Consider the following 16,710-nt stretch of genomic DNA (forward strand, 5'->3'; position numbering starts at 1 on the left):
GCCGCGCTCCGTGCCGTGTCGAGTCCGGCCCGGAGGTCACCCCGACCGATCTTCCCGACCTGGAGGTACGCCATGGCCGTCCTGGCCCCGTCATCCGAGCAGTGGGAACCGGCCGGCATACCCGCGACCGTCGAGGCGCTGCTCCACGACTTCCTCGACGAGCAGCAGCGCAACGCCGCCGGCCTGCCCGAACTCGCCGTCTTCACCGACCTGTTGCGGCACATGATCGCCGCCGGCGGCAAAAGGATCCGGCCCGTGCTGTGCGTCACCGGCTGGCAGGCGGTGAGCGACCGGTCGCCGCCGCCGATGGTCTGGCGGGTGGCGGCCTCGCTGGAGCTCTTCCACATCTTCGCCCTGATCCACGACGACATCATGGACGCCTCGGCGACACGGCGTGGCAAACCCAGCGCCCACCGCCTGCTCGCCGCCGGCCACCCCGGCCGGGACGACGCGGACACCCTCGGGGTCAACGCGGCGATCCTGCTGGGCGACCTGGCGCTGGGCTGGTCGTACGAACTCCTGCACCCCGACCGCCCCGGCCTCACCGGGAAGTACCTCAGGCGGACCTGGCCGCTGCTGAACGCCCTGCGCACCGAGACCCTCGTCGGGCAGTACCTCGACCTGGTCAGCGCCGGGCAGGCCTGCGCCGCCCGTCCGGACCCGGGTGCGGCCCTGCGCGTCATCCGCTACAAGACCGCCAAATACACCTGCGAGCGGCGCGCACACACCACGCAGCATGTCCGCCCCACACGGCAGCAACCCTCCGCACCCGGGGCTCGCGGTGTCGCTCAGGACGCGCGCCAGAAGCCGCGCACTCCGGCACACGAAGCCGACCCGTGCCGCGGCCCGGCGGCCTCACCCCGCTCCGCCGGACGGCGGCGGCCGGCTCCTGCCCCGCCCTCGCGCGGTCACGTGTCGGCGATCCGGGTGACGAGCGTGGCCCTTGCCGCGCAACCGCGTGCCGGGCGGCGGCGCCCCGGCCCACTGGTCCGCTTGGCTGATCCTGGCCGGCCGCAGCGGCGCAGGTGTGTGGCGTACCCGGGCGCGGCGGGGGCGCGGAGGGACGCTTGGACCCCCATTGCGCCCACCTTCGGAGCTGTGATGAAGCGCACCCTCGCGGTGGCCTCCTGTGTCGCCGTCACCCTGCTCACCTCGCTGCTGGCCGGCTGTTCCGGCAGCTCGACCTCGGCGAGCGGCTCGTCCGCCTCCAGCAGTTCCTCCGGCGGCGGCGACGAAGCCACCGCCGCGGCCGTCGCCAGCTCACAGCCCGGCCAGCCCACCGTGGCCACGAAGTCCGCGGGCAAGCTCGGCACCATCCTCGTGGACGCCAAGGGCCGCACCCTCTACCTCTTCGTGGCCGACTCGAAGAACAAGTCCACCTGCACCGGCGCCTGCGCCGTGGCCTGGCCGCCGCTGCTGACCACCAGCACCGCCAAGGCCGGCAGCGGCACCGACAAGAAGCTGCTGGGCACCGCCCCGCGCTCGGGCGGCGCCAAGGAGGTCAGCTACAACGGCCACCCGCTCTACTACTACGTCGGCGACACCAAGCCCGGCCAGACCAACGGCCAGGGCATCAACCAGTTCGGCGCCCTGTGGTACGTCGTGAACGCCAAGGGCAAGCAGGTCACGAGCTGACCGGGTCCCGCGCCGGCGCGCGACCGCCCCGCCGCAGCCCCGCGGTGCGCGCGGTGGCGGTCGTGCTCGGCATCCTGCTGCCGATCGCCGTCGGCCTCGGCATCTACTTCTTCGGCAAGCACCACACCCCCGACTACAACAACGGCCTGTACGGGCAGCACGGCACCGACGCGGTCGACCTCAAGGCCCGCCTCGGCAGCGCCCTGCTCTGCCTGGCCCTGATCCAGCTCGGCCTCGCCCTGTGGATGTACGGCCGGCTGCCCGGCCTGCGCGCCGCCCCGCGCCCGGTCAGGATCGGCCACCGCGCCCTGGGCTTCTTCGCCTTCCTGTTCTCCCTGCCGATCGCCTGGCACTGCCTGGCCACCTACGGCGTCGAGACCAGCAGCCCGCGCGTGGCGATCCACTCCGTGGCCGGCTGCGCCTTCTACGGTGCCTTCGTCGCCAAGGTGCTGGTGGTCCATTCCCGCCGGCTGCCGGGCCGGCTGCTGCCGATCATGGGATCGCTGCTGGTCATCGGCATCGCCCTGCTCTGGTACACCGCAGGCCTGTGGGTGCTCAACGGCGACTCCGTGCCCGGCCTGTCCTCCAGCTGACACACCGTCCCGCGGTCCTGCTGGTGCGCCGCCGTCCGGGGAACCGGGTACGGCGGTCGGCCCCCGGCGCGGGACGGCTGCTCAGGCGCCCTCCGCCGCCAGATCCGCGAGCGCGTCCAGATGCCGCGGGGTCCAGCCGAGTTCGCGTCGGGCACGGGCGCCGGTGAGCTGCTGGTCGAGGGCGAACGCCTCGGCCATCGGACCCATCCGCTCCACGGCCTGGTCGAGGGTGAGCCTTTCGATGCCGCCGGGGTGGCCGGCCGCCACCGAGAGCGCCTGAACGATGTCGGCCAGCGGAATGTTCTGGTCGCTGACGCCGACGTAGACAGAGCCGGGGGCCGCGTCCAGGGCCAGCACGTACAGCTCGGCGAGGTCGTCGACGTGGACGAGCGCCCAGTGGCCGCTGCCGTCGCCGATCAGCGGGACCGCCCCGGAGGCCCGGCCGGGTTCGGTGAAGAAGGCCCTGGTCAGGTGGCCGCCGTTGCCGTAGACAAGGCCCGGCATGACGACCACGGGTCGTCCGCCGCGATCGGCGTCCGCCAGCACCTTCTCCTCGTTGGCCACCCGCCAGGCGGTGATCTGCGGCGGAGCCTTCGGCGCGTCCTCGTCCACCACACCGCCGGTGTTGCCGTACACCCACACCCCGCCGGTGTGGACGTAGGCGCCGCGGCCGTCCAGCCCGGCCTGCAGGGCGCGCGCCGCGGCCAGGTCGACGGCCGCTGCGTCGGGGCCGGTGCTCGCGCCGAGGTGGATCACGCCGTCGGCCTGCTCCGCGGCGCGGCGCAGGACCTCCGTGCCGGTCAGCTCTCCGCGGACGGGCGTGGCCCCCAGCGCGGCCACCGCGGCGGCGGAGGACTCGCTGCGCGCCAGCGCCGTGACGTCGTGGCCGGCGCGGACGAGTGCCGGAATCACGGACCTGCCGACGTAGCCGGAACCACCGGTGAGGAAGACACGCATGACGAACCCCTTCACAGATACCTGGAACAGCCGCGTTCGTCTCGCAGGGGAGCCGACCCTTTCCACTGTCGGGCCCCGTGCGGGCGCGCCCCAACACCTGTTCCGCCGACGGTGTGCCCGGGCGGCCTCGCGCGCGATATCCGTCGCCAGGAGAAACCCGGCTTCGCGGCTGAAGATGGAAGAGGGAAGGGAAAAGCAGAGAGAGGGAGCCCTCCTATGTCGGACACCACCACCGTCGCCGTTCTCGGCGCGGGCGCGCTCGGCGCCGCGATGGCGACGCGGCTCGGCGAGACCGGACACGAGGTGCGGCTGTGGAACCGTACGCGGGAGCGCGCCCGTACGGTGGCGGAGCACGCCGCCGGCGTCACGGCGGTGGCGAGCGCGGGCGATGCCGTCTCCGGCGCGTCCGCCGTCATCACCGTGCTGCGTGACGGCGACGCGGTGTCGGCGGTCATGTCGGACGCCGTCACCCGGTTGGACGACGGTGACGTATGGGTGCAGGCGAGCACGGTGGGCCCGCGGAGCGCCGGCGCCCTCGCCCGGCTGGCCCGCGCCCACGGGGCCGACTACCTCGACGCGCCCGTTTCCGGAAGCACCGCTCCCGCCCGGCAGGGCACGCTCGTCTGGCTCGTCGCCGGCCCGCAGGACGTCCTCACGCGGGCGCGTCCCGTGCTCGGCGCTCTCGGCTCTTCGGTGCTGCACGTGGGGACGGGGGTCGAGGGCAGCGCCGTCAAGCTCGCGGTGAACGCCTGGATGGCGGCCTCGACGGTCGCCATGAGCGACGTCCTCGCGCTGTGCGACGCGCTCGGCATCGACCACGCGACGTTCGTCCGGGTCCTGGCGGCGGGACCGCTGGCGATGCCGTACGAGCTGCGGAAGGTCAGCGCCATGGACGACGCGTCGTACGCACCCGGTTTCGCCGTGGAACTCGCCCTCAAGGACCTCGACCTGGCCTCGGTGGCCGCCGCCCCGAGCCCCCTGCTGCAAGCCGTCCGCGACCGCCTGGACGCGACCGCCGCGGCCGGGCACGACCGGGACGACCTCGCGGCCGTCGACTACCAGCGGAAGCCGCCGGCCGGCCGGCCCGTACAGGGCGGTGTGATCGGCATATGAATCGGCCCGCGCCTACGTCGTTGCCTTCGGTGAAAGGGCAGTGGCGGCGGACAATGCGATGATCCGGATTCTCCCGGGGCCGTTGCGTCCATCCGGGTGGTCGCGGGCGCGGACGGTTCTCCTGGGTCCGGGCGCGGAGCTAGGTTGCTGGGCGACCACAGCCGGCTTTCGCGAAGGACACCGATGACCATTCCCGTCCTGGACCACTCGACGACCCGGTATTCCCTCCCGCACGCCTACTGGATGGCCCGCGCGGCCGGGCTGGCGTCGCTGGACCGGGACGGCGTCGAGGCCCAGGCCCACGCGTGGGGATTCCGCGAGGTGCGGTATTTCGAGTCGACGCACAAGATGCCGTTCCCGATCGAGGACACCCAGGCGTACGTCATGGCGAGCGACCGGATGATCGTCACCGGCTTCCGGGGCACCGAGGTCGCCAAGATCTACGACTGGCTGACCGACGTCGACACCCCGCCCGTTCCCGGCCCGGCCAACAAGGGCTTCGTCCACTACGGCTTCCACCAGGCCCTGCAATCGGTCTATCCCCAGGTCCGCGACACCATCCTGGAGCTGCGCGAGGCCGGGCAGAGCATCTGGTTCACCGGGCACAGCCTCGGCGCGGCCCTGGCGATGCTGGCCGGCGCCCGCCTGTACTTCGAGGCGCCACGGCTGCTGGCCGACGGCGTCTACACCTTCGGCCAGCCCCGCACCTGCGAGCGCCTGCTCGCCGCCGCACACAACACGGCCTTCAGCAACCGCTGCTACCGCTTCGTCAACAACAACGACATCGTCCCGCACCTCCCGCCCGAGCCGGCCTACACGCACGTCAACGCGCTCCGCTACTTCGACGCCGACGGCCGGCTCCACGAAGCCATGCCCCTGCTGGCCACACTCCAGGACCGGGCCAAGGGAGTGGCGGCCGACCTCTTCGCCCCCGAGAGCGACGCCGTCAAGGACCACCACCTGCCGAACTACGTGGCCGCGTTCGAGAAGAACCTCGCCACCACGGGCTGAGCGCCTGCCCGCCGTGTCGAAAAGGCCGGCGCCACACCACACCCCGGTCTCGGAGAGGGTCAGTCGCCGGCGACGGCAGCCGCGACCGGCCGGACTACTCACTCGGGCCTGCTCTCGTCCGAGCGGCGCGGCACCTGGTCTGCTGCACGGTCGCGCCCTCGGTCGTCGCGGGCATGTCCGCGATGCCCGATATGAACCGTCAGGGCGCTTCCGCGCGTTCATGAACGGCTCCGCGCACCGGAGTTGAGCGCGTGAGCCGCACCCGGCCCGTGCGGGACGCGGGGCGTCCGTGATGCGGACCGGTGGTTGTCCCGGGGCACGTGGGGCTGACAGGATCCGTGTCCATGACAGTTACTGCGGGAAACGGGTGCACGTCCACCCTGCTCGTGGTCCGTCGCCACGTCGACCAGTGCCGCCAGTCCAGCGCACTGTGTCACTGACGTAGCCACCCCCGGCAGTCCCGGCGGGGAATCCCGCGGCGGCTCTTTCCGCTGCCGCCGCTCCCGCGTCACCCGCCCGCGTCGCTGATCGCACCCGGTCCGGATCTTGCGCGGCCCCGGAGGGACGACCACCGGTCGCCCGGTACTCCTCCCCCGGCCGGCCCGCGCCCGCCCGACTCACCCGAATGGATATCGCCATGCCGCGTTCCCCGTTGTTCCCGCGCGCCGCCGTGCTCGGCGCCGCCTGCCTGCTCGCGCTGGCGACCGCACTGCCGGCCCGGGCCGCGTCGCTCTTCGGGCCGCTGCCGCCGCACAACCCGTACACGGGACCCCAGGGCACCGCGACGATGCACGGCGACACCGGCTCGTCCGACGCCACCCCGCTGGCCGGACCGGGCCCCGGCTCGCTGACCTCCCGGCGGGCCGCCCTGCAATCGGCCTGCCCCACCGTCCTGGTCGGGGCCGACGGCTACCCGGTCGCCCTGTGCACGCCGATCCTCGGCCAGGTCCCGACCGTGCACCTGCTCGACCCGCAGAGCGGCGACTCGCTGGCGGAACTGCCCATCGCCAAGGGCTCACTGCTCGGCGGGGTCTACGCCTACCTGGACGACCAGGACCGGCTGGTCGCGGTGGACGGCAACCGCACGCTGCTGCGGATCGCCCACCGCAGGGCGGCGGCGGGCGGCTGGGAGCTGTACGTCGCCAGTTCGCTGTCGCTGGCCCAGGCCGTACCCGGCGGGGACGCGGTCACCGGCATCTCACCGGACTGGCAGGGCCGGGTCTGGTTCGCCACCGGGGGCGGAACGGTCGGCACCGCCGACGACCGCACGGGCGCCGTCCACACGCTGGCACTGCCCGCCGGGGAACGCGTCGACAACTCGATCTCGACCGCGCCGGCCGGCACGGCGGTCGCCACCACCCACGCCACCTACCTGCTGACCGCCGCGGCCGACGGCACCCCCAGCGTCGCGTGGCGCCGGCCGTACGACCGCGGTCCCGCGCGCAAGCCGGGCCAGCTCAGCTGGGGCACCGGCTCCACACCGACCTTCTTCGGCCCCGGCACCGGCGCCGACTACCTCACCGTCGTGGACAACGCCGCCCCCACCGAGAACCTGCTGGTCTACCGGACCGACACCGGCGCACAGGTCTGCTCCGTCCCCGTGCTGAAAGCCGGGGGCAGCGGCAGCGAGAACTCCCCCATCGGCGCCGGCAGTTCCGTCTTCGTGGCCAGCACCTACGGATACCCCTATCCCGCGCTCCCCGACGACGCGGGCGCCTCCAGCCCGGCCGACGCCGACTTCAAGGGCGGCCTCAGCCGTGTCGACGTCCGCGCGGACGGCTCCGGCTGCGACCTGAAATGGGACACCACCGTCCGCTCGGCGGCCGTTCCCCGGCTGTCCACCGCCGACGGCCTGATCCACACCGTCATCCGCACCCCCCTCATCCCGTTCACGAACACGACCTCGATCCTCGACTCGTTCTTCTACGCCGAGATCAACCCGGCCACCGGAAAGACCGTCCGCACCCGATACCTCGGCACCAGTTCGCTGTACGACACGCTGCAGATGGTCGGCTCCATCGCTCCCGGCGGCGTGGTCTACCAGGGAACGATCACGGGCGTCGTCCGCATCGCCAACGGCTGACCGCCCCGCGACGGCGGCCGGGCGACCGGTCGCCGCCGGCCGGACCGGTCGAGACCCGCGCCTGCCGGCAGGAGGTGACGGTGAGCAGCACGGACTGGGCCGGCCTGGTCGCCACGTTCAGCGACCACCGGGCTCTCGCACCGGAGCGGCTGACGCGCCTTCAAGCGGTGCTGTACGAGGCGATCGAGGATCTCGGCGGCAGCATCGCCGTGTCGCACGGGGTGCGTGCCGCGTTCGCCACGCGTCGATAGGGTCAGGGCGCCGCCGTGCGGGCCGCGGTGAAGGCCAGCAGGAGTGCGGCCGTGCGCGGCGGGTCTTCCACGATGGGGGTGTGGCCGGCGCCGGGGAGCATGTCGACCTTCGCGCCCGGCACCGCGTCGTACTCGGCGGCGGACGAGGGGCGCCATCTGCGGTCCTGGTCGCCGAAGATGACCTGGAGCGGCTTGCCGAGGGCCGTCAGCCGGTCGGGGACCGCCTGCCGGCTCAGATAGGCGACTGCCGCCTGCCCCGCGGCGGCGAGGGCCTGGTAGCTCATACCGCTGATGTCGTCCACGAAGGCTTGCGGGACCTCGTACCCGGCGCGGAAAGCGGTGCTCGCGATGCGGCGGATCTGCTCGTCGCCCGGCGGCCACCGCGAGGGGTCGATCGGGGCGGACGCCGGTGCGGTGAAGGCGGCCGGGCTGGGTCCGGTGTTGATCAGGACGAGTGCGGTCACCAGCTCGGGGCGCTGCTCGGCGAGAGCGGTCGCGGCGTAGCCGCCGCTGGAATGGCCGGCGACGACAACGTGTTCGACGCCGAGCCGGTCCAGCGCCTCGCCGAGCGTACGGCCCTGCTCGGGTATCCCGTAGCCGTGGCCGGCCGCCGGTGCGGACGACCGGCCGTGCCCGGGCAGGTCGATCCGGATGACGCGGTGGGACGACGCGAGCAGCGGTACGAGCGCGTCCCACGAGCGGGTCGAGGAGGCGGATCCGTGGACGAGCAGCAGCGCGGGGGCGTCCCGAGGGCCGTCCTGGGTCACGTGGACGCCGCCCGCGTCCAGCGGAAGGACCGTGTCCTCAGCGGTCGGTGCGCCGCCGTCCGCGTGCGGTCGCCCGTCGGAAAGAGTCATGGGTCCACTGTGGCATCCGGGGTACGCGTGCGTGGCCGGCCGCGGCCGTTCCATGGCGCGAGGGGCACTCCGCGGGCGCCGGTCCTGGCGGTGAAGACGCCGCCGTCCGGGCCGGCGGCGGTGATCACCATGGTGTCGAGACCGGGGCCGGCCATGGCCACGCTGGAGGTGCGGGCCGCCGGGACCCGGACCGTGGCCAGGTGTTCCGCGGCCGGGGAGTAGCAGCGCACCTCGCCCGCGCCCCAGACCGCCACCCACACGTTGCCGTCCTCGTCCACGCACAGGCCGTCCGGCAGCCCGCCGGTGATCCGCAGGAAGTCCCGGCGCTCGCCGACCGTCCCGTCCGCCGGATCGTAGGCGCGGACCCGTACGACGCCGGGCACGGTGTCGACGCTGTACATCCGCCTGCCGTCCGCCGACCACGCCGGTCCGTTGGAGCAGGTCAGGTCGGTGTCGAGGAGCGCGACAGCGCCGTCGTCGCCGATCCGGGCCAGGATGTCCCGGCCCTCGACGCCGTCCGGTGCCGTGGAGCCGGCCAGGAAGCGTCCGGCCGGGTCGCACCCGCCGTCGTTGAGCCGGCCCGGTGTCCCCGGCGGCAGGACGCGCGGACCCGGCAGTCGGGTGCCCGCCGCAGTGAGCACGGTGAGGGCGTGCCGCCCGGCGACCAGCAGCCGCCCGTCGTCCGCGCAGGCGACCGCGCCCACCGTGCCCGCGAAGCCGTGCCCGCGCACGACCTCGACGCGTGTCCCGTCCGGCCGCATCCGCCCCTCGAAGACCCGGCCCTCCTCGACGTCCACCCACAGCAGGCGCTCGCGCGGGGCGTCCCAGAGCGGACCCTCCGCGAGCCGGAAGCCGCCGGTGAGCGCGGGCCGGGCGCGGAAGACCGGCAGGTGCGGGTCAGGCATCGGCGCATACGCTGCGGTGCCTGCCCAGTCCGGCGATCTCCATCTCCATGACGTCGCCCGCGGCGAGGTAGGGGAAGCGGCCGGAGAGCGCGACGCCCTGCGGGGTACCGGTGTTGACCAGGTCGCCGGGCTCCAGCACCAGGTACTGCGAGAGGTGGCGGACGATCTCGGCCACGCCGAAGACCATGTCGGCGGACGAGGAGTCCTGCCGGGGCTCGCCGTTGACCCAGGAGCGCAGCCGCAGCGCCTGCGGGTCGGGGATCTCGTCGGGGGTGACCAGCCACGGCCCGAGCGGATTGAAGGTCTCGCAGCTCTTGCCCTTCGACCACTGGCCGCCGGGGGTCTCCAGCTGGAAGGCGCGCTCGGAGACATCGTTGCCGACCGCGTACCCGGCGACGTACGCCAGCGGGTCGTCGTCCTCGCCGAGGTAGCGCGCGCGGCGGCCGACGACCACGGTCAGCTCCACCTCCCAGTCGGTCTTGCGCGAGCCGCGCGGGATCAGCACGGTGTCCCGCGGACCGACCACCGTGTTCGGGCTCTTGTGGAAGAGGATCGGCTCGCCGGGCGCGGGCGCGCCGGACTCGGCCGCGTGCGCGGCGTAGTTCTGGCCGATGCACAGCACCGCGCCGGGACGGGCCACGGGGGCGCCGATCCGCTGTCCTTCGAGGTCGGCCGGCGCCAGTTCGGGCAGCCGGCCCTCCGCCAGGGCCTCGCGCGCCCGCTCGATGCCGTCCCCGGCGAGGAAGGCGGGGTCGATGTCGGGGGTGAGGCCGGCCAGGTCGTAGTGGTCGCCGCCGGCGGTGCCCAGGACGGGCCGCTCACCGCCGGGCGGGCCTACGCGCATCAGGCGCATGGGAGTTCTCTTTTCGTACGATCGCTGAGCAACAGGCGGCTGGAAAACCGCCGTTGGGGACAGGTGGTGGGTAACAGGCTGGTGCGCGGGACGGATCGACGGCCGCCCGGACCGCCCCGCGCCTATTCGACGCGTTCGAGCGCGGCGCGGCCCACCGCGTGCCGCAGCGGCGCCCCGCCGAGGTGGCGTTCGATCTCCGCCACGGTGCTGTCGCCGAGTGCGTACCGGCCCTCGACCGTCGCCGCGGCCCGATGGGGCGTCAGCAGGACGTTGGGCAGGGCGCGCAACGGGTGGGCGACCGGCAGGGGTTCGGTGTCGTAGACGTCCAGAGCCGCGTCGATACGGCCGGTGCGCAGCTCGCCGAGCAGCGCGGCCTCGTCCACCAGCCAGGATCTGGCGGTGTTGACCAGCCCGGCGCCGTCGGGCATCAGCGCCAACTCCCGTGCGCCCAGCAGGTGGTGTGTCTCGGGCAGCGCGGGGGCGTGCACGGCGGTGATCCGGCTGGCGGCCAGCAGCTCGTCGAGCGTGCTGAGGCGGACGCCGAGGGCGTCGGCGCCGGCCTGGTCCAGATACGGGTCGGCGACCCTGACCTCGGCGCCGAGCGCGCGGGCCAGCGCGATGTAGGCGCGGCCGGTGCGGGAGGCGCCGATCACGCCGATCGGGCAGCCGAGGATCTGGTGCCGGTCAGGCACGTCCTCGGCGGCCTCCCAGGGCTCGCCCGCGCGCAGGGCGTGGTCGAAGCGGTGCACCCGGTGCAGCAGGGCCAGGGTGAAGGCGAGGGCGACCTCGGCGACGGGCCGGGCCATCGCCGCACCGGCCTGGGTGACCCGCACGCCCCGGTCGTAGACCTCGGGTGTGACGTAGGGACTGACGGCGCCGCCGGTGTGCGCGACCAGCCTCAACCGGGGTGCGGTCGCGAGGAGTTCGGCGTCGAGCCGGGCGGCGCCCCATCCGGTGACCAGGATCTCGGCGTCGGTGAGCACGGCTGCGAGGGCGGCACGGTCGCCCGGCCGGTCGAGCACCAGCGGTACGACCGCCCGGGTCAGCCGCGTCCAGGTGGCGGGGGCGAACAGCTGCTCGCGCAGGTGCGGCGGTACGGCGATCACGGCCCGGGGCGGCCGGCCGGGGTCAGCGGAGCCAGTCATCGCGGTGCTCCGTCACGAAGTCGTCGTCGGTCAGCCAGGGGTAGGCCTCGGCGACCCGGGCGATCTCCTCGGCCTGCTCCGGCGAGAGGCGCTCGTCGGGGTCCAGGCACCAGGTGCCGGCCAGCAGCCCCTGGCGGCGCAGCACCTCGTGCACTCCGGCGATGCAGCCGCGGAAGGCGTTGCGCGCGTCGAAGACGGCGGCGTTGGCCTCGCTCAGCTGGGGGCTCCGGCGCAGCAGGTCGGTCATCAGCGCGTGGTCGCCGGCGCGGGCCGCGCGGACCTCCGCGAGCAGGTCGACGGCGGTCCTGGTCCATACCGCCCACTGGCCGAGCAGCCCGCCGGCGAACCAGCGGAGCCCCTGGGCCGTCTCGTACGGGGTGAGCAGGTCGGTCAGGATGGCGTCGTCGTTGCCGGTGTAGAGGACGACCTCCTCGGCGCGGTCGCTGGCGGCGACGGCGGCGATCACGTCGGCGGTGCGGTAGCGGTCGAAGGGGGCGGTCTTGATCGCGACCACCGAGGGGATCTCGGCGAGCGCCCGCCAGTAGTCCGCCGACAGGTAGCTTCCGCCGACGGAGTCCTGGAGGTAGAAGCCGATGACGGGGAGCACCTCGCCGACGGCGCGGGCCCGTTCCAGCAGACCGGCCTCGTCCGCGCCGGGCACGGCGGGGCTCAACAGCACGGCGTCGTAGCCGAACTCGGCGGCGAGTTCGGCCTCGGCGACCGCCTGCGCGGTGTAGCCGCACGCTCCGGCGATCTTGACGACGGGCCGGCCGGCCTCCTTGTCCACCGTCTCGGCGGCGAGTTCGAGCACCGGGCGGAGCAGGCCGGTCGCGGGCTCGCGGATCTCGAACTGGGTGGTGTGGACCGCGACGGCCACCCCGCCGGCCCCGGCGGCCAGGTAGTAGCGGGTCAGCGCCCGCTGGCGCCTTTCGTCCAGGCGGCGTTGCGCGGTCAGCGCGAGGGGGTGCGCGGGTATGACGGTGCCGGCGCTCAGCAGGCCGAGCGCGGTGCCGTCCGCGGGGGTGGTGCTCTGGGGGGCTGGGGGGAACACGGTGCTCAGAACCTTCCGTCGCGGACCTGGAACTTGGTGGGCCGTCCCGACAGCGGCAGCCCGCGCCGGATCCACTCGGCCTGCCACCCGACGAGCGTCCGCAGCGCGATCGGCGGGTAGCCGAACAGCGCGTGGCACACGCCCGCGTCGGACAGCAGTGCCGTGCCGGACTCCTGACCCGTCGTCAAGGATGCCGTCCCCGCGGCGCTTTCGGGGCCGCCCGCCTCGGCGGGGCCGTCCGCCCGGCCGAATTCCGCGGCGAACAGCTGGGCCAGCCGGCGTACCGAGGCCGTCTCGGGCCCTGTCAGGTTGACGGTGAAGGGGTCGGCACCGGCGTGCAGCAGCGCGCGCAGGGCGACCTCGTTGGCGTACCCCTGCCAGACGACGTTGGCGTGTCCGGTGGTCACGTCGACGGGTGTGCCGGCGTGGACGGCGGAGGCGATGTCGGCGAGGACCCCGTAGCGCAGGTCCACCGCGTAGTTGAGCCGCAGCAGCGCGACGCGCAGTCCGTACTCGGCGGCGTGGTGTCCGAAGACCCGCTCGCGGCCGAGGCACGACATGGCGTACTCGCCGACCGGGCCGACCGGGTCGGTCTCGGCGGAGCCGCCCGAGGTGGAGCCGGCCAGCGGGTAGACGTTGCCGGTGGAGAAGGCGGAGATCCGCGCGTCGCGGTAGCGGCGGGCGATCCGGTCCGGGAGGGCCGCGTTGACCGCCCAGGCGTGCGACGGGTTGCCCGCGGAGCCGAATTTGGCGCCGACCATGAAGACCGCGTTGCCCGCGTCGGGCAGGTCCGCCGGGTCGCCGTCGAGCAGGTCGAAGGGGACCGGGCGGACGCCCTCGGCGGCGAGCGCGCCGGCCGCGGCACGGTCGGACCAGCGGGACACGGCGTGCACGGCGAGGTCGCCGCGTCCGGCCGCGTCCAGTGCCCGGCGCGCGAGCCGGCACAGGCTGGGCCCCATCTTGCCGCCCGCCCCCAGGACGACGAGGTCGCCGTCGAGCCGGGCGAGGTCGGCGGCCAGGGCGGGGGACGGGGTGGCGAGCAGGTCTTCGAGCTGCTTCTCGTCGCCGGGGAAGGGCGGGGAGGTGGTGAGCATGGGTGTGGTCATCCTTTGACTGCGGAACCGGTGACGCCTTCGGTGAAGTACTGCTGGCCGACCATGTAGGCGGCGAAGATGGGCACGAAGGCGATCACCGACCCGGCGAGGACCTGGCTGAGCGGCACCTGCTGCTGTTGCAGGGAGGCGATGCCGACGGTGAGGGTGCGCATGTCGCTGCTCTGGCCCATGATCAGCGGCCAGAGGAAGTCGTTCCAGTGCCACAGGAAGACGAAGGTGCCCAGGGTGGCGAGGATCGGCTTGAGCAGCGGCAGCACGATGCTGGTGAAGATCCGCAGCTCGCTGCAGCCGTCCAGCCGGGCCGCCTCGAACATCTCGTCGGGCAGGTCCTTGATGAACTGCCGCATCAGGAAGACCGCCTGGGCGTTGGCGAGGGTCGGGATGATGAGGCCCCAGTAGGTGTCCACCCCGCCGATCTTCGCCATCATGATGAAGGTCGGGATCATCGTGACGTGGTAGGGCACCATCACCATCGACAGGAACGACCAGAACATCGCCTCCCTGCCGCGGAAGCGCTTCTTGGCGAAGGCGTACCCGGCCAGCGAGGCGAGCACGAGGACGCCGACCACCGACACCAGCGAGTAGACGAGCGTGTTGAGCAGCCAGCGCGGTACGTCCTGGGCGTCCAGCACGGCGCTGTAGGACGACCCGCTCAGATTCCAGGGCAGCAGGCTGCCGGGCAGGGAGACGGCGGCGCCCGGCTTCAGCGAGAGCACCAGCATCGCGTAGAAGGGGAAGACCGTCACCAGGCTGGCCGCGGTGAGCAGGACGCCGCGCAGCAGCCGCCCGGCCCTGGTGGGCCGCAACGCGCTGGGTACGGTGTCGCGCTCGCGGAGGCGGCGGGGCACGGGCGCGGGCGCCGCGGCCTCGGGGGCGGCGGCCGGCGGCGGCTCGACGGTGAGGTTCGCCATGGTCATTTCTCCTTTCCGAGGACCAGCCGCTGCACGAGTGCCACGACGACGGTCAGGACGAACAGGACGCAGCCCAGGGCGCTGGCGTAGCCGAGGTCCATGTATTTGAAGCCGGCGTCGTAGAGCTGGTAGACGAGGCTGTAGCTGGCGTTGGCCGGGCCGCCGCCGGTCATCACGTAGACGGCGTCGAAGATCTGGAAGCTGTTGGTCGTCTCGATCACGGCGAGGAAGAAGAAGGCCGGCCTGAGCTGCGGGGCCACGATGTAGCGGAAGCGCTGGAAGGCTCCCGCCCCGTCCATCAGGGCCGCCTCCTCCAGTTCCCTGGGCACGTCCTGGAGCCGGGCGAGCAGGATGAGCATGCCGTAGCCGCACCGCGACCAGATGCCGACGATCGCGAGGGCGGGCAGCACCAGGGCCGAGTCGGTGAGCCAGGCCTGGTCCGGCAGGCCGGCCAGGCCCATCAGCTCCGACCACGGTCCCTTGCTGGAGAAGATCCAGATGAAGACGGTGGACGCCAGGATCAGGCTGGTCACCACCGGCAGGAAGAAGATCGAGCGGAAGAGCCGGGAGCCGCGGAAGGCCCGCCGGGTCAGCAGGGCCAGCCCCAGCGAGGCGAGGATGGTGAACGGCACCGCCAGCACGCTGTAGATGACGGTGACCCGCAGCGAGGACCAGAACAGCGGGTCGTGCACCATCCGCTGGAAATTGGCCAGGCCGGTGAAGTGGGTGCTGTCGCCGACGGTGTAGTCGGTGAAGCCCAGGACGAGTCCCGCGATGCCCGGCCCGAACCTGAAGGCCAGGAAGAGCAGGAAGCAGGGCAGCACGAACAGCAGCCCGATCCGGGCCTCCCTGCGGGCGTGCGGTCCTCGTCGGTTGTGCGGGCGGGTGGTACGTTCCGCGACTGCGGCCACGGGACCTCCTTCGGGGAGTGACGGGCGCTGCTGTGCGGCGGTCAGCGCTTGCGGGCGATCAGCTGGTCGGCGGCGGAGGCCGCGTCGTCGAGGGCCTTCTTCGGGGTGGACTTGCCGAGCAGCGCGGCCTGGATCTGCGGGGCGAGCACGCCCATGACGTCGCGGGCGGCCTTGTTGAGCGGGCCGACGTCGGTGGTGTCGAGCACCTTCTCGGTGGCCTGCTGGAGCGGGTCGCCGGGGTAGAGGGCCGCCGCGTCGGTACGCGGCGAGAAGTAGCCGCCGGGCTGCTGCAGTCCGGCCGAGTTCTCCGGCTGGGCCGCGTAGGAGATCCACTTGGCGGCGAGGTCCTGGTTGGCGCCCTTGAACATGGCCAGCGTGCCGACGGTCCCGTACGCCACCGACGTGCCGCTGCTCAGCGGCGGGTTGACGACGATGCCGTCCTTGCCCCAGAACGGCTGCACCTCGGCTGCGGTGTTCTGCCAGGTGCAGGCGACCTTGTTCTTGGCCAGGTCGGTCTGCTCGATCTGCGGGGTGGTGGTGATCAGGTCCTTGGGCGTCCAGCCGTTGTCCACGAAGGACTTGAGCCAGGTCAGGGCCTTGACGCCGGCGTCGCTGTTGAAGGCGGCCTTCGTGCCGTCGGAGGAGAAGACGTCGCCGCCGGCCTGCCAGAGCAGCGGGTAGAAGGTCATGTTGAGGGTGGCGGTGGTGTCGCCGCTGTAGCTGATCGCGTAGTAGCCCTTGGACTTGAGCTTCGGGGCGAGCGCGCTGAGCTGGTCCCACGTGCTCGGGTAGGCGGTCTCGCCGATGGCGTCGAAGACCTTGCGGTCGCACAGCAGCGGGTAGCTGGACATCAGCACGGGCGCGGCGAGCGCCTTGCCGTCGACGCTGACCGCCTTCAGGGCGGACGGGCGGTAGGCGGCCTTGTCCGCGGCGGTCATCCACTCGCTCGCCGGGATCAGGTTCCGCTGGTAGGCGGAGAGCTGGTCGGGAATCAGGTAGGCCACGTCGGGGCCCTTGCCTGCGGCGAGCGCCGTGGCCAGGGCGGTGTCGCGGTTGGCCCACGGGTAGGTGGAGACCTTCACGGTGACGCCGGGGTTGGCCTTTTCGAAGCCCTTGACCAGGCCGTCCCAGTACGCCTCGTTGGCCTTGGGGTCGTTGATCACCGGGTAGACCCAGGTGCTGACGGTCTTCTTCGAGCTGGAGCCGGAGCCCGTGGCGGACCCGCAGCCGGCCACGGCGGTGGCGGCGAGGGCGGTGGCCAGGGCGAGGACGGCGGTGGTACGGGGTCTCATGGTGGTTCTCGCTTCCCTGAACTGGGT

General features: G+C 73.1%; 16 protein-coding genes. 6 read left to right on the forward strand and 10 right to left on the reverse strand.

What is annotated here, in order from left to right; translation table 11 throughout:
* The first annotated feature begins 72 nt into the window (after nucleotides 1–72).
* Together OHA86_RS04285 and OHA86_RS04290 are read left to right on the forward strand one after the other, a co-directional pair.
* Nucleotides 73–1,635, forward strand: a complete 1,563-nt coding sequence (locus OHA86_RS04285) for a polyprenyl synthetase family protein (RefSeq protein WP_329172620.1) — start codon at nucleotides 73–75, stop codon at nucleotides 1,633–1,635.
* Nucleotides 1,636–1,688: 53 nt separating this feature from the next.
* Nucleotides 1,689–2,228, forward strand: coding sequence for a DUF6529 family protein (locus tag OHA86_RS04290; protein WP_443071628.1), 540 nt, complete (start codon nucleotides 1,689–1,691; stop codon nucleotides 2,226–2,228).
* An 81-nt stretch (nucleotides 2,229–2,309) separates the two neighbouring features.
* On the opposite strand, the gene OHA86_RS04295 is transcribed toward OHA86_RS04290, so the two are convergent.
* Nucleotides 2,310–3,185, reverse strand: coding sequence for an NAD-dependent epimerase/dehydratase family protein (locus OHA86_RS04295; RefSeq protein WP_329172621.1), 876 nt, complete (start codon nucleotides 3,183–3,185; stop codon nucleotides 2,310–2,312).
* A gap of 216 nt (nucleotides 3,186–3,401) precedes the next feature.
* Between OHA86_RS04295 and OHA86_RS04300 the strand changes: the two genes are divergently transcribed.
* The 4 genes from OHA86_RS04300 to OHA86_RS04315 all read left to right on the forward strand — a co-directional run bounded on the left by OHA86_RS04300 (nucleotide 3,402) and on the right by OHA86_RS04315 (nucleotide 7,643).
* Complete coding sequence (locus OHA86_RS04300; RefSeq protein ID WP_329172622.1) at nucleotides 3,402–4,298, forward strand: NAD(P)-dependent oxidoreductase; 897 nt, start codon at nucleotides 3,402–3,404, stop codon at nucleotides 4,296–4,298.
* Between the two features lie 183 nt (nucleotides 4,299–4,481).
* On the forward strand, nucleotides 4,482–5,309 hold the full coding sequence (locus tag OHA86_RS04305; protein WP_329172625.1) for a lipase family protein: 828 nt from the start codon (nucleotides 4,482–4,484) through the stop codon (nucleotides 5,307–5,309).
* Nucleotides 5,310–5,946: 637 nt separating this feature from the next.
* Nucleotides 5,947–7,392, forward strand: coding sequence for a hypothetical protein (locus tag OHA86_RS04310; RefSeq protein WP_329172627.1), 1,446 nt, complete (start codon nucleotides 5,947–5,949; stop codon nucleotides 7,390–7,392).
* Nucleotides 7,393–7,472: 80 nt separating this feature from the next.
* Entirely contained in the window at nucleotides 7,473–7,643 is a 171-nt protein-coding gene (locus tag OHA86_RS04315; RefSeq protein ID WP_329172629.1) for a hypothetical protein, read from the forward strand.
* 2 nt (nucleotides 7,644–7,645) lie between these two features.
* On the opposite strand, the gene OHA86_RS04320 is transcribed toward OHA86_RS04315, so the two are convergent.
* From OHA86_RS04320 to OHA86_RS04360, 9 genes are all read right to left on the reverse strand, one after another.
* On the reverse strand, nucleotides 7,646–8,500 hold the full coding sequence (locus tag OHA86_RS04320; RefSeq protein WP_329172631.1) for an alpha/beta fold hydrolase: 855 nt from the start codon (nucleotides 8,498–8,500) through the stop codon (nucleotides 7,646–7,648).
* Entirely contained in the window at nucleotides 8,497–9,405 is a 909-nt protein-coding gene (locus tag OHA86_RS04325) for an SMP-30/gluconolactonase/LRE family protein (RefSeq protein ID WP_329172632.1), read from the reverse strand. The genes OHA86_RS04320 and OHA86_RS04325 overlap by 4 nt, the downstream gene beginning before the upstream one ends.
* Nucleotides 9,398–10,258, reverse strand: coding sequence for a fumarylacetoacetate hydrolase family protein (locus OHA86_RS04330; RefSeq protein WP_329172634.1), 861 nt, complete (start codon nucleotides 10,256–10,258; stop codon nucleotides 9,398–9,400). The genes OHA86_RS04325 and OHA86_RS04330 overlap by 8 nt, the downstream gene beginning before the upstream one ends.
* A gap of 122 nt (nucleotides 10,259–10,380) precedes the next feature.
* Nucleotides 10,381–11,403, reverse strand: a complete 1,023-nt coding sequence (locus OHA86_RS04335) for a hydroxyacid dehydrogenase (RefSeq protein ID WP_329172636.1) — start codon at nucleotides 11,401–11,403, stop codon at nucleotides 10,381–10,383.
* On the reverse strand, nucleotides 11,387–12,454 hold the full coding sequence (locus OHA86_RS04340; RefSeq protein ID WP_329172637.1) for a dihydrodipicolinate synthase family protein: 1,068 nt from the start codon (nucleotides 12,452–12,454) through the stop codon (nucleotides 11,387–11,389). The genes OHA86_RS04335 and OHA86_RS04340 overlap by 17 nt, the downstream gene beginning before the upstream one ends.
* Nucleotides 12,455–12,459: 5 nt before the next feature.
* Nucleotides 12,460–13,560 (reverse strand): NAD-dependent epimerase/dehydratase family protein, encoded by a 1,101-nt coding sequence (locus OHA86_RS04345; protein ID WP_329172639.1) that lies wholly within the window; start codon nucleotides 13,558–13,560, stop codon nucleotides 12,460–12,462.
* Nucleotides 13,557–14,486, reverse strand: coding sequence for a carbohydrate ABC transporter permease (locus OHA86_RS04350; protein ID WP_443071629.1), 930 nt, complete (start codon nucleotides 14,484–14,486; stop codon nucleotides 13,557–13,559). The genes OHA86_RS04345 and OHA86_RS04350 overlap by 4 nt, the downstream gene beginning before the upstream one ends.
* Nucleotides 14,483–15,391: a carbohydrate ABC transporter permease gene (locus tag OHA86_RS04355; protein WP_329172643.1), complete on the reverse strand. Its 909-nt coding sequence runs from the start codon at nucleotides 15,389–15,391 to the stop codon at nucleotides 14,483–14,485. The genes OHA86_RS04350 and OHA86_RS04355 overlap by 4 nt, the downstream gene beginning before the upstream one ends.
* Nucleotides 15,392–15,432: 41 nt before the next feature.
* Entirely contained in the window at nucleotides 15,433–16,683 is a 1,251-nt protein-coding gene (locus OHA86_RS04360; protein WP_329172644.1) for an extracellular solute-binding protein, read from the reverse strand.
* Between the last annotated feature and the right edge of the window lie 27 nt (nucleotides 16,684–16,710).

This window comes from Streptomyces sp. NBC_01477, assembly GCF_036227245.1.
In the GTDB taxonomy this organism is placed as follows: Bacteria; Actinomycetota; Actinomycetes; order Streptomycetales; family Streptomycetaceae; genus Actinacidiphila.